The organism is Mesorhizobium sp. SARCC-RB16n (assembly GCF_008520305.1).
Lineage (GTDB): Bacteria > Pseudomonadota > Alphaproteobacteria > Rhizobiales > Rhizobiaceae > Mesorhizobium.
In genome coordinates, this window is record NZ_ML703285.1 from 51,747 (window position 1) to 63,540 (window position 11,794).

The window sequence follows — 11,794 nt, forward strand, 5'->3', positions numbered from 1 at the left end:
TCTGTAGTACTTATCTCCTTGCAATCGCGGAACCGGAACAGGCAACAAACGTGGCGCAACGATCGGGCAGTGCTGATCTTCCCCTTCATGGCGGGCGTGTGCCGAAATGGCTGGGCGATCGCATGACGCGTCTCGGCGCCGTCATGTGCGAGGCGATCATCCATCACTATGGCCGCAATGAATTGCTGCGGCGCCTGGCGCATCCGTTCTGGTTCCAGTCGTTCGGCGCCGTCATGGGCATGGACTGGCACTCGTCCGGCATCACGACCAGCGTCGTCGGCGCCTTGAAACGTGGTCTCACACCGCTGTCGGGCGAGCTTGGCATTCATGTCTGCGGCGGCCGTGGCGCGCATTCGCGCAAGACCCCGCATGAGCTTGCCGCCATCGGCGAGCGTATCGGCTTCGACGGCGCGCGTCTGGCAACCGCCAGCCGGCTTGTCGCCAAGGTGGACAGCGCCGCCGTTCAGGACGGTTTCGACCTCTATTTGCACGGCTTCATCGTCACCGACGATGGTGACTGGGTGGTGGTGCAGCAAGGCATGAACGGCGACAGCAAGGTGGCGCGCCGCTACCATTGGCTGTCCGAAGGTTTGAAGAGTTTCGTCGACCAGCCGCATGCCGCCATCGAAGGCGCCAACCAGGGTGAGATCGTCAACCTGACCGACCGGCGCGCCGAGGCGTCGCGCCGGGGACAGCTTAACCTGCTTCAGGATCTTGGGCCGGACCGCATCCTTCGGGAACTCGTCGCTTTGGAACCCGTTACTAGACCGGCTCCGGAGCAGCCATTGCTGCCGCATCTGGTCATGCCGGCTCACCATGATGTTCGTGAAAGCGATGTCGTGATGCATCGCCTTCACGGCAACATGGCGGCCGCCACCGAACGCGGTCCCGCCGATTTTGCCGAGCTTCTCCTGGTACCCGGCGTGGGTGCCCGCACGGTGCGCGCACTGGCCCTCGTTGCCGAAGTGGTGCATGGCGCGCCTTGCCGTTTCTCGGATCCGGGCCGTTTTTCGCTGGCGCATGGCGGCAAGGACAGGCATCCGTTCCCTGTTCCGCTCAAGGTCTATGACGAGACGATCGGCGTGCTGAAATCCGCCGTGCAAAAGGCCAGGCTTGGTCGCGAAGAGGAAATCGGTGCATTGAAGCGGCTCGACGATCAGTCGCGACAGGTCGAGCGCTACGTCACCGGCCCCAGCCTCAAGGAAATCGTCGCCGGCGAGTTCGACCAGTCGCATCTGCTTGGCGGCCGCAGTGTCCTTGGTTGGGAACCCGCACCGGATGCGGTGACCGATGAGCAGAACAAGAAGGCGTGACGGGCCGCTGGCACCGCATCACGCCACGCGACGGTAGCTGTAGTGATCCCGGATGAATTCATTGAAGAAGCGTCCCTTCGAGGAAGCCTTCCTGAAAGCGGCATAGGTTGCCGGTGCGACTTCCGCATAGTCGTAGCGATTGCCGCTCGGTACGAACCAGACGGAGAGCGTCCTGGTCGCAGGATCGTATTGTGTGTTTCGGATCGCGGTCGACGGCATGGTGGCACCTGACGGCTCAGCCACATAAACCCGCCAGGCATGGTCCGGTTCCGTGCCGCCCGAAGTCGCTACCTGTCGCGTGGATTGCCGAACTTCGCGTCGCGCTGCCTCGAATATCGATCGATTCGCGGTAGTCTGTCGGCAAAGTCTATCCAGGGCAGCTTGAGGTCCCAATAGGCATGGGCCTGGGGCGGCAGCCTTTCGGGTCGGTCGAAGAAGCCGATTGTCAGATAGAGCTCGTCCGGCAGGCCTTCGTCGCTGTAACCCATCGAGCTCCCGCAGTCGGAACAGAAAGTGCGGACGACGCCCGGCGTCCTGGAGAACCCCCTTGGCGTTCCCTTCAAAAGGCGGAACTGGCTCGGCCGATATCCTACCCAGATGGTGAGCGGACTGCCGATCGCCCGTCGGCAATCATCGTCGTGATCGTAGCATATCCAGAAGGGCTCACCGTCCATGGCGGCGGCGATCGCCCCGCAAAAGCAGGCCCCCGTTTCAACGCGCGGCATTTGGCACTCCAAGGCTCGAGCATGTCCGGCGGTCTCCGCCCGAGCCGCCGCTTCCTAAACCATCACGCCGCTTCGGTGTTCCGTTGCCCCGTTTTTGCGATGCGTCCAAGGCCAGCAAGCGCGGTTCCCGTATTGCCTTGTGATCCTGCCCTTACCATCTAGGCACAATGTCACTCAAACCGAAAACAGCCGGCCACGGGCTCGCGCCCCAGTACGATCTCTTCGGCGCCGCTCACGATGATCTGCCGGACGGTTTCGCCTACCAGCCCGGACTGATCACGCCGCAAGAGGAAATCGAACTCGTCCGGCAGCTTGAAGGACTGCCCTTCAAGGCCTTCGACTTCCACGGCCATCTGGCGAACCGGCATGTCGTCGGTTTTGGCCTTCGCTACGATTATGACCGGCGCGAAGTCGTCGAGGCACCGCCGATACCTGATTTTCTGTTGCCCTTGCGCGAAAAGGTCGCGGCCTTTGCACGCCGGCCCGCCGAGGCCTTCGCGCAGGTCTTGATCAATGAATACCGGCCCGGCGCCGGCATCGGGTGGCACCGCGACAAGCCTCATTTCGAAGACGTTGCGGGCGTTTCGCTGCTGGTGCCCTGCGATTTCCGCCTCCGACGCAAGAATGGGTCTGGATGGGACCGCCAGACCATCATTGTCGAGCCGAGATCCGCCTATCTCATGACGGGCCCTTCCCGGTCGCAATGGGAGCACAGCATCCCGCCGCTTGCCGAGCACCGCTACTCGATTACCTTGCGGACATTGCGGTCCTAGAATCCCCGAGCATGCGCTGACGTTCCCAGGATCGGCAAAGCTGTCCGCAGCATTGCTCAACCCGCCCCGCGCGCGGCGAGGTGGGTTGAGCAATCCCATTGTTTTTAAGCGATTCCGGACGGAAAACCGCTACGCGCTTTTCCTGGAATTGCTCTAGGTCAGTATCAGCACGATCTTGTACGTATCCGGATCGACGATGACGATCCGGCCATCGGCAAGAACGAAATAGTCGTAGGACTCGTACGCCGGGACGATCTTGACGATGCGGGCCGGCAAACGATGCAGCCTGATCTTGTGCCGCGGAACTTCGATGCCGACGGAGACGTCGAAGTCGACGCTGGCTACCGGCTCGACCTTGGTTTCCTTGATCACCTGAGTGATCTGGGTCTTCTGTTCAACCGTCACATTGTTGATGGAAGCCGTCGAGGTCTTATCCTGTGTGGAGGCCTTGCCCTGAGCCTGCTGGTCCGTCGTGGCGCCGGCCTTGCCCTGGGCTTGCTGATCAGTCTGGACCTTGGTCTTGTCCTGGGCCTGCTGGTCCATCTTGGTGCCGGCCTTGCCCTGGGCCTGCTGATCGGTCTGGACCTTGGCCTTGCCCTGGGCCTGCTGATCGGTCTGGACCTTGGCCTTGCCCTGGGCCTGCTGGTCCGTCTGGACCTTGGCCTTGCCCTGGGCCTGCTCGTCCGTCTTGGCCTTGGCCTTGCCCTGAGCCTGCTGGTCAGTCTGGGACTTGGTACCCTGGGCCTGCTCTTTCATCTTCGAGCCCTTCTGGCAGTTGGTTGTGCCGGAAGCGCAATTTGTGTCCGCTCCTGATTGGCTGTCGGCGGGCTGCTGCGTCTGAGCCATCGCCGTCCCGCAGCCGAGCCCGATCGCAAGCATGCTGGTAATGAGAACATGTTTCATAGGAAATCTCCTTCGGAGAGGTTTGTCCCTTCAAGGGGTAAAACTTCGACCAAAAAAGTTTGTTCCGAACTGGCTGCGTTAATGCCACCACCCCATGCTGATAGGACCCGGGCTTCCGGGACCGATTACATGATGCCGAACGTCCTGTAGGCTTCCACCGCGCTCATGCCTTCTCGGATCGCCTTGGCGACGAGCTTTTCGCCACGCACTTTTTCCAAGGCCAGCCGCACCACGTCTTCCTCGGCCTGTCGTGGGATGACAAGAACGCCTTCCTTGTCGCCGAACAGCAGCGTTCCCGGCTCGATCCGTACACCGCCGATTTCGAGCGCGCAGCGATAGTCGATGACCTTGCCGCGTACGCCTTGGTCCTGTGCATAGTAGCCGGTGCAGAAGCACGGGAAACCCAACGCCTTGATGCCGTCGGTGTCGCGGGCGAAGCCGTCCACCAGCGCGCCATGCGCGCCGAGGATTTTGGCGCGGGTCGACATCAGTTCGCCCCACAGGGCGTAGCGCGGCGAGGCGCCGCTGGCGACGTAGATCTCGCCGGGTTTGAGATCGTCCAGCGCCTCGAACATCAGCCCGAACGGCTTGGTCATCAGCGGATTGCGTGTCGGTTCATCGGACAGGAAAATGTCTGTTTCAAGCACCGGCATGGCCCGCCCGAGCAGCCGCGTCCTGTCGTCGACCGGCTTGAACACGGGCGGCAGGAACTGGTGCTGCAGCCCGAGCGTATCCATCACGTCGCCAACCACGGCGACAAAGAGTTCCCTCTCGAACAGGCGATACATTTCGGCGTCGTCGGCATAGAGGCGAGTCGATCCGGTCATCAGGCTAGCCTCCGAAAGTCAGGGGATTGGGTGGTGCGGGAAGGCCCGAGCGCGGCGGCGTTCTGCACCAGCGCGCGCATATAGCCGAGAGCAAAGGCCTTTCCGGCATGCCAGGGCGCGTCGCAGGACATTTCCGGCGTGTGGTCGGGGATCATCACGCCATCATAGTTTTCGTCACGCAGGATGCGCACGATCTCGGCCATGTCGATGTCGCCGTCGTCGACGAAGGTCTCGTGATATCTAGGCACCTTGCCGCGCACGTTACGAAAGTGGATGTAGCCGATGCGGCCGCCTCGGGCGAAGCGCCTGACATGGCCGTAGATATCGTCGGTGCCTGGCATTTCCTGCAGCGAGCCGAGACAGAGTTCCAGTCCATTGGACGGCGAGTCGACGATATCCATCAGCCGGTCGTATTTTTCCGGCCGGTTGACCAGCCGCGCCGCCCCGCGCAGCGCCTCGGCCGGCGGATCGTCGGGATGCGCCGCCAGCATGACGCCAGCCTCTTCGGCCACCGGCACGACCTCGCACAGGAAGACGCCAAGTCGCTGCCAAAGTTCGTCGCTGCTGACTTGCACTGACTCGGCATTCGCCCGCCCGGCTCGGTAACGCATGTTCCAGACGACTCCGTCGGGCAAGGGCAGGTCGGGATCGATGGCCGAGAGGTCAAGCCCCACCGACATCGCTTCGCCGCGCGCGAACGGTCCGCGCGACCAGCCCCAGACGCCGGCTATCGAGAAATTGTAGCCGATGCACGGAATGCCAGCGCGTCCGGCATTGCGGACAAGGCGCTTCAGCCCCTCGATCTGCTTTGCCCTGTCCGGGCCGCCGAGTAGCACATCGGACCAGAAGCGGGGCGAGAAATTTTCGATCGCGGCGATTTCCAGGCCATTGTCGCGCACGGTCTTCACCAGGCCGGCGAAATCCTCGTAGTCCCAGAGTTTGTCGGTTGAGCAGTCACCCCAGCCTTCCTTCTCGCTGCCCGCCGACAGCGAGGGGTCGCGGCCGCGAAAATAGTTGGTGAGATGGGCAACGATATGCGTGGCGCCTGCCTGCCGGGCGAAACGGAAATTGTCCGGTGTCAGAGATTCCCGGTAAAGGCCAAGACCGATCTTCATGACGCTACTTCACGCCGATGCCGGCGGTCAGGCCGCCGTCAATCTTATAGTCCGCGCCGGTGCAGAAGCCGGCCTTCGACGAACACAGGAACGCTATGAACTCCGCCACCTCTTCCGGTTCGCCGATACGGCCAAGCGGATGGGCCGCACCGAAGCGTCTGTAGGCTTCTTCGACATCGGCGTCGCTGCCGCCGTCGCCACGCGCGGCTTTCTCCAGGATCGGTGTGCGGATCGAACCCGGGCTGACCGAATTGACCCTTATGCCCGATGCCGCATAGTCGAGCGCCAGCGAGCGCGTCAGTGTATGGATGGCGCCCTTGGTCGTGGCATAGGCGGCGACGTTCTGCTGGCAGGCGAAGCCCTGCACCGAAGCGACGTTGACGATGGCGCCGCCGCCCCGCTTGATCATTTCGGGAATGCCGAAATGGGCGGTCAGATAGATCGAGCCGACATTGACCGTCATTGTTCGGTTCCACGTTTCCCAGTCGGTTGTCGTCGCCGTGCCATAGGGATGCACCGCCGCCGAATTGACGATGACGTCGATGCCGCCGAATTTCGCGACTCCGGCAGCGACCGCCTCGCGCACCTGGTCGGAGACCGAGACATCCACTGTTTGCACCAGAGCGCTCGCTCCGGACGTGGCGAGGCTTTCCTGCATGGCGGCGTTGGCCGCCTTGTCGATGCCGCAGGCGACGATCGCGGCACCGCCTTGCGCCAGCCGTTTCGCGGTAGCCAGCGCGATACCGGTCGTGCCGGTGATCAGCGCGACCTTGTTCTCGAAATCAAGCATGGGGCAATTCCTTGGAAGATGGGATGTCTGACTGCGCCGCCGGCGCGGTGTGGGCATTTTCGAGATCGTCGGGAACGAAGCGCAGGCCGAAGTCGAGGTGCCGGCTCATCAAATAGCTATAGGCGATGCGGTCACGCGCGCGCAGCGCCGCGATGATCTCGCCATGGGCGCGGCGGGTTTCGCTGAGCACCGGCCGGATGGACTTGCCGACGGTCATGATGTGGAGAATGACCGGCGACAGGAACTGGTAGGTCTGCACCAGCATGCGGTTGCCGGCGAGCTTCATCAGCGCCAGGTGGAAATCGAAATCGCGCTGTGCCGCCTCCTGGACATCCCTGGCGGTCTCGATCAGGCCGTTGACCTCGTCCAGGGCGTCGAGCTCGGCGATGCTGGTATTGAGGATGATGTGGTCGCCGATGCTCACCTCGATGATGCGGCGAAACCCCTGGATGTCGTTGAAGGAGGTCTTCGAAATATCCATCTGCGCGGCGAAGAAGTTCTGGATCGCGACATTCTGGCGGTCGGCCAGGACCGCGCCGACACGCGGCTTGGGGTCGATCAGGCCATACGTGCGGATGGTGCGCAGCGCTTCGCGTATGGTGTTGCGGCTGGCGCCGAACAGTTCGCAAAGCTCCCGTTCGGTGGGCAGGACGTCGCCGACTGACATGGCGCGATTGCGAATAAGGTCGAGGATTTGCCGCACCGCTTGGTCGACGGCCGAGCTGCTGACGCCAGCATCTTCTGTTACCCCCGCCAAGTCTAGACCGGCTTGTTCCAAGCGACTATCTCCCGTAATTTGTTGGACCAAACCTAAGGCAAATGAAGTGAGAAATCAACTGTGAGCCGACAAAAAGGGCGATGTCGACATATGTGGTTCATATTTTAGCTTGTTGACAGCTCTGTGGCCCAACAATATGGTCGCCTTCAAACGTGAGGAGGCCCCCATGGAACAATGTTGGCGCTGGTATGGCCCGGATGACCCGGTGACGCTTGAGCATGTCAAACAGGCTGGCGCCACCGGCGTGGTTTCGGCGCTTCACCACATCTATGATGGCAGGGCATGGCCCGAGGCCGAGGTGCTCGAGCGCAAGCGCATCATCGAGGCGGCTGGGCTGACCTGGTCGGTTGTCGAGAGCATCCCGGTCCACAATTCCTTCAAGATCGGCGCGCCGGAGCGCGAGCGCTATGCCGGCTATTATCGCGACAGCATCCGGGCGCTCGCCAAAGCCGGCATCCAGACGATCTGCTACAATTTCATGCCGGTAGTCGATTGGACCCGCACCGACCTGGCCTACCGGCTGCCGACGACCGGCTATGCCTTGCGTTTCGATGCCATCGACTTCGCCGCCTATGATCTCTTCGTCCTGCAGCGCAAGAATGGCGCGGCCAGCTACACCCCGGCGCGTATCGCCGACGCCGAGCGGCGGCTGAAGGTGCTGACGCCGGAGCAGATCGACCAGATCGAGCGCAACCTGATCGCCGGCCTGCCGGCGACGGAGCGCAGCTATAACAGGGACAGTTTCCGCGAGGCTCTGACAGAATACGATGCGATCGGCCCGAAGGAACTGCGCGATAATCTCGCCTGGTTCCTGCACGAGATCATTCCGGCCGCCGAAGAGGCGGGGGTGCGCATGTGCATCCATCCCGACGATCCACCGTTTTCGCTCTATGGCCTGCCGCGCGTCGTCTCGACGGCCGAGGACGCGCGTTTCATCCTCAAGACGGTCGACAGCCCGGCGAATGGTTTGACGTTCTGCACCGGCTCGTACGGCACGCGCGCCGACAACGACATCGTCGCCATGGTGAAGGAATTCGCCGACCGCATCCATTTCGTCCATCTGCGCAACATCGCCATCGAGGAGGACGGCTCGTTCTACGAGGCCGAGCATCTCGAGGGTGGCACCGACATGGCGCATGTCATCCTCGCCTTGATGCAGGAAGAAGCGCGCCGCCGCGGGGAGGGCCGTGCCGACTGGCAAATCCCGATGCGGCCGGATCATGGCCATCTGCTCGCCGACGACATCGGCAAGAAGAAGATCAATCCCGGCTACTCGCTGATCGGCCGGCTGAAAGGCCTAGCCGAGCTGCGCGGCATCATGCGTGCGGTGGAGCGGTTCGGGCTGGCGTGAAGCCACCGGCAGCCGAGTAGTCGTTTGCATATGTAAAAGTTACTTGTCTATGTGAAAATACCTGCTACTAAAGCGAGCCGGGTGGAAATACCCGGTTCCAGGGAGGAATTGGCTGAAATGACAAGACTGCGCGGTCTTGCGTGGGATCATCGACGTTGCTGGGGTCCGTTGGACGCCAGCGTCGCGCCCTATTGCGCCGGCAATCCTGGCCTGGAAATCGCATGGGACCGCCGCAGCCTCTATGAGTTCGGCGAGGGTGCGCTCGGCCCGGTGCTCGACACCTACGATCTCGTCGTTTTCGACCATCCCTTCATCGGCGACATCGCTCAGGACGAATTGATGGTGCCGTTCGATGCCTATCTGTCGGCGGAGCAGATCCGTTTCTTCGAACAGGATTCAGTCGGCGCGTCCTGGCGCTCTTACCAAAAGGCCGGACGCCAGTGGGCGCTGCCGATCGATGCCGCCTGCCAGGTTGCTTCCTATCGTCCTGACCTGCTGGAGCGCTATGGGCCGGTGCCGCGCACGCATGACGAGGTGCTGGAACTCGGCCGGCTTGCGCGCAAGGACGGCAAATGGCTCGGTCTGCCCTCGGTCCCGACGGATGCGATGTGCATGCTTCTAACGCTCGGCAATCCGCGGGAGGATGGCGAGCAATTCATCGCCAGGGAACGGGTCGAGCAGGCTATCGCGCAGTTGCGGCAACTGGCAGCGCTTTCGCATCCTGACTCATCGAAATGGAACCCGATCCGCTGCTACGACCACATGATCGCCCATGACGACGTGGTCTATGTGCCGTTCGCCTTCGGTTATGTGAATTATGCGGCGAAAACCGACAGACCATATCTGCGCTTTGCCGACGTGCCGACACCGGGCTCCTCCGGCGCCTTGCTCGGCGGCGCCGGCATCGGCGTCAGCGCCCGGTCGAAACACAAACAAGCCGCGATCGACTACGCGCTCTTCCTGTGTTCGCCCGACTACCAGCGCGCCGACTATGTGAAGGCGGGCGGACAGCCGGGATCGCTCGCCGCCTGGAAGGACGCTGAGGTCAACGCGCTTTCAGGCGATTTCTTCAGCGCGACGCTTCGGACGATCGCCTCGTCATATCTGCGTCCGACGCATCCGGGCTTCATCGCCTTCTTCCGCGAATGCGCGCCGCATGCCGCCGCCGCCATCGCCGGCGAGCTATCTGCGTCCGAACTCGCTGGCCGCGTCAATCGCCTCTACCGCGAAACCAGGCAACCGGAACGGAGCATTGCGTGATGGCCGCCAGCGTTGCCGAGACACTCGACGACGGCGAAGCCGGCCGCAACGGTTATCGCGTGCCGGCGGTGGACAAGGCGCTCGACGTTCTGGAGTTCATGGCTTCCAGCGCCGAACCGCTGACCCAGACCGAGATCGCGGCCGGCTTGGGACGCTCCATCCACGAAATCTACCGCATCCTGCTTCTCCTGGAGAAGCGCGGCTACATCTTCCGCACCCAGTCGGACCGCTTCCGGCTGTCGCTGAAGCTGTTCGAACTGGCGCATATGCATCCGCCGGTAAACCGGCTGGTCGAATGCGCGCTGCCGGTGATGCGCGAATTGACCGCCAATGCCGACCAAAGCTGCCACTTGGTGGTGCGCGAAGGCCAGAACGCGCTGGTGGTGCTGCAGATCGATTCCCCGCTGCCGATGCGTTACTCGGTTGCGCTGGGGTCGCATTTCCCGATCCTCGAAACCAGTTCGGGTGCCGTGCTGCTTGCCCATTCGAACCGGACCGAGCGCGATCGCATCGTCGAGCGCATCCTTGTCTCCGGCGAAGGCCAGGGCACGCGAGCGGAAATCGAGGCGCGGCTGAACGAAGTGTCGAGGCTCGGCTACGAGATGCGTGCCTCGCTGGCCGTCGAAGGTTGCACCAACATCTCGATGCCGGTGCGCGACCACACCGGGGCCGTCATCGCCGCGCTCACCGTGCCGCTGCTGCCGCAAAAGGCGGCGCGGTTTGGCCGCGAAGCCGTTTTCGAACGCACCCAGGCCGCCGCCGAAAAGATATCGGCGGCACTCGGCTGGTCCGAATCCACCCCCTCTTTACGTGCCGACCCGGAACGGCGGGATTACCCGTTCAGCGACTAACAAAAGCGATAAATCTGGGAGAAGAAAATGCTCTGGTCCAAATCAATCCTGTTTGCGTCAGCCGCCATGCTGGTGCTCGGCGCCGCCGCCGCGCATGCCGAAAACATGCCCAAGCGCATCGGTTACGTCACCAACTACGCCACCCATGAGTGGTATCAGAACGTCATCAAGGGCATGAAGGCTCACGGCAAGGAACTCGGCATCGAAGTCGAGGTGCAGGACGCCAATCTCGACATCGCTAAGCAGGTCGCCGCGGCCGAAGACTTCATCGCCAAGGGCGTCGACGTGCTGATCATCACCCCGGTGAACGAGGAAGGCGTGGTGCCGCTGCTGCGTCAAGCCAAGGCCGCCAACGTCCCGGTGGTGCTGGAAGGCAACCCGGTCAAGGGCATGACGACGATGGTCGCCATCTGCGACTACGACACCGGCTATATGTCCGGCGTCGAAGCGGGCAAATACGCCAAGGACAAGCTGGGCGGCGTTGCCAAGGTGATGAATGTCGGCCTGCCGCTTCTGTCAGCCACGGTGCTGCGCTCGCACGGCTTCATGGACGGGCTGAAGACCGTCATTCCCGATGCGGTCATGGTCCATGACCTCGACGGCGGTGGCAATCCCGACCGTGCGCTCGAAGTCTCTTCGGCGGCGCTCGCCAAGAATGCCGACATCAACATCATCTACGGCATCAACGACTCGTCCTCGCTTGGCGGCCTGCAAGCCTGGAAGGCGGCGGGCAAGTCGCAGGATAGCCTGTTGACAGTCGGTACCGGCGGCGAGGGCCTCGCCTTCATCAACGCCATGCAGAACGAGCCGTCCTACCGCATCGAGGCCGCGATGTTCCCGGAGAAGGAAGGGTTCACCGCCATCGACGCGGCGGTCAAGCTCTTCAACAACGAGGAAGTGCCCGAGCACATCGTCAGCCCGACGGCGCCGATGAACGGCGACGACTGGAAGAAGTACTATGATTATGACGGCACCACCCGCACCATCAAATGGGATGCCGTCAACGCGCTCCAGCCGCCGGCAAAGTGCATGAAGACCTCCGCCGACCTGAAGCAATAACGCCTGACGGCACCGCCCTTCCCGTGACGCGGGAAGGGCGGTGTCAGGC

At 62.6% G+C, this 11,794-nt stretch carries 13 protein-coding genes; 6 read left to right on the forward strand and 7 right to left on the reverse strand.

Annotated features, from left to right (window positions below):
* The first annotated feature begins 50 nt into the window (after positions 1-50).
* On the forward strand, positions 51-1,313 hold the full coding sequence (locus C7I87_RS27285) for a DUF763 domain-containing protein (RefSeq protein ID WP_149907135.1): 1,263 nt from the start codon (positions 51-53) through the stop codon (positions 1,311-1,313).
* Between the two features lie 18 nt (positions 1,314-1,331).
* Here C7I87_RS27285 and C7I87_RS27290 read toward each other — a convergent pair whose 3' ends face one another.
* On the reverse strand, positions 1,332-1,556 hold the full coding sequence (locus C7I87_RS27290) for a KTSC domain-containing protein (RefSeq protein ID WP_306440519.1): 225 nt from the start codon (positions 1,554-1,556) through the stop codon (positions 1,332-1,334).
* Positions 1,557-1,600: 44 nt separating this feature from the next.
* A complete protein-coding gene (locus C7I87_RS27295) occupies positions 1,601-2,038 on the reverse strand; it encodes a GFA family protein (protein ID WP_149907136.1) in 438 nt (145 codons plus the stop codon).
* A 167-nt stretch (positions 2,039-2,205) separates the two neighbouring features.
* On the opposite strand from C7I87_RS27295, the gene C7I87_RS27300 reads away from it, so the two are divergent.
* Positions 2,206-2,811 carry an alpha-ketoglutarate-dependent dioxygenase AlkB gene (locus C7I87_RS27300; protein WP_149907137.1) on the forward strand — a complete coding sequence of 202 codons (606 nt, stop codon included), beginning with the start codon at positions 2,206-2,208 and terminating at the stop codon, positions 2,809-2,811.
* A 153-nt stretch (positions 2,812-2,964) separates the two neighbouring features.
* Here the strand turns inward: C7I87_RS27300 and C7I87_RS27305 are convergent, their stop codons facing one another.
* The 5 genes from C7I87_RS27305 to C7I87_RS27325 all read right to left on the reverse strand — a co-directional run bounded on the left by C7I87_RS27305 (position 2,965) and on the right by C7I87_RS27325 (position 7,224).
* A complete protein-coding gene (locus C7I87_RS27305) occupies positions 2,965-3,714 on the reverse strand; it encodes a DUF1236 domain-containing protein (RefSeq protein ID WP_149907138.1) in 750 nt (249 codons plus the stop codon).
* A 125-nt stretch (positions 3,715-3,839) separates the two neighbouring features.
* Positions 3,840-4,541 carry an RraA family protein gene (locus C7I87_RS27310; protein ID WP_149907139.1) on the reverse strand — a complete coding sequence of 234 codons (702 nt, stop codon included), beginning with the start codon at positions 4,539-4,541 and terminating at the stop codon, positions 3,840-3,842.
* Positions 4,541-5,656 (reverse strand): mannonate dehydratase, encoded by a 1,116-nt coding sequence (locus C7I87_RS27315; protein WP_149907140.1) that lies wholly within the window; start codon positions 5,654-5,656, stop codon positions 4,541-4,543. Before C7I87_RS27315 ends, C7I87_RS27310 begins: the two co-directional genes overlap by 1 nt.
* 4 nt (positions 5,657-5,660) lie before the next feature.
* Entirely contained in the window at positions 5,661-6,446 is a 786-nt protein-coding gene (locus C7I87_RS27320; RefSeq protein WP_149907141.1) for an SDR family NAD(P)-dependent oxidoreductase, read from the reverse strand.
* Entirely contained in the window at positions 6,439-7,224 is a 786-nt protein-coding gene (locus tag C7I87_RS27325) for a FadR/GntR family transcriptional regulator (RefSeq protein ID WP_149907142.1), read from the reverse strand. Before C7I87_RS27325 ends, C7I87_RS27320 begins: the two co-directional genes overlap by 8 nt.
* Positions 7,225-7,390: 166 nt before the next feature.
* Here C7I87_RS27325 and uxuA point away from each other — a divergent pair, with 166 nt between their 5' ends.
* From uxuA to C7I87_RS27345, 4 genes are all read left to right on the forward strand, one after another.
* Complete coding sequence (gene uxuA, locus C7I87_RS27330; protein WP_149907143.1) at positions 7,391-8,575, forward strand: mannonate dehydratase; 1,185 nt, start codon at positions 7,391-7,393, stop codon at positions 8,573-8,575.
* Positions 8,576-8,692: 117 nt separating this feature from the next.
* Positions 8,693-9,835, forward strand: a complete 1,143-nt coding sequence (locus tag C7I87_RS27335) for an ABC transporter substrate-binding protein (RefSeq protein WP_149907144.1) — start codon at positions 8,693-8,695, stop codon at positions 9,833-9,835.
* Positions 9,835-10,686, forward strand: coding sequence for an IclR family transcriptional regulator (locus C7I87_RS27340; protein WP_149907145.1), 852 nt, complete (start codon positions 9,835-9,837; stop codon positions 10,684-10,686). The genes C7I87_RS27335 and C7I87_RS27340 overlap by 1 nt, the downstream gene beginning before the upstream one ends.
* Before the next feature lie 27 nt (positions 10,687-10,713).
* On the forward strand, positions 10,714-11,745 hold the full coding sequence (locus C7I87_RS27345) for a sugar ABC transporter substrate-binding protein (protein ID WP_149907146.1): 1,032 nt from the start codon (positions 10,714-10,716) through the stop codon (positions 11,743-11,745).
* Positions 11,746-11,794 lie beyond the last annotated feature (49 nt).

What these genes read in the sequence shown, in the direction of transcription:
- C7I87_RS27345 (WP_149907146.1), top strand. Translation starts at nt 10,714, where the DNA reads ATGCTCTGGTCCAAATCAATCCTGTTTGCGTCAGCCGCCATGCTGGTG.
- C7I87_RS27315 (WP_149907140.1), bottom strand. Translation starts at nt 5,656, where the DNA reads ATGAAGATCGGTCTTGGCCTTTACCGGGAATCTCTGACACCGGACAAT.
- C7I87_RS27300 (WP_149907137.1), top strand. Translation starts at nt 2,206, where the DNA reads ATGTCACTCAAACCGAAAACAGCCGGCCACGGGCTCGCGCCCCAGTAC.
- C7I87_RS27340 (WP_149907145.1), top strand. Translation starts at nt 9,835, where the DNA reads ATGGCCGCCAGCGTTGCCGAGACACTCGACGACGGCGAAGCCGGCCGC.
- C7I87_RS27295 (WP_149907136.1), bottom strand. Translation starts at nt 2,038, where the DNA reads ATGCCGCGCGTTGAAACGGGGGCCTGCTTTTGCGGGGCGATCGCCGCC.
- C7I87_RS27320 (WP_149907141.1), bottom strand. Translation starts at nt 6,446, where the DNA reads ATGCTTGATTTCGAGAACAAGGTCGCGCTGATCACCGGCACGACCGGT.
- C7I87_RS27310 (WP_149907139.1), bottom strand. Translation starts at nt 4,541, where the DNA reads ATGACCGGATCGACTCGCCTCTATGCCGACGACGCCGAAATGTATCGC.
- C7I87_RS27335 (WP_149907144.1), top strand. Translation starts at nt 8,693, where the DNA reads ATGACAAGACTGCGCGGTCTTGCGTGGGATCATCGACGTTGCTGGGGT.
- uxuA (WP_149907143.1), top strand. Translation starts at nt 7,391, where the DNA reads ATGGAACAATGTTGGCGCTGGTATGGCCCGGATGACCCGGTGACGCTT.
- C7I87_RS27305 (WP_149907138.1), bottom strand. Translation starts at nt 3,714, where the DNA reads ATGAAACATGTTCTCATTACCAGCATGCTTGCGATCGGGCTCGGCTGC.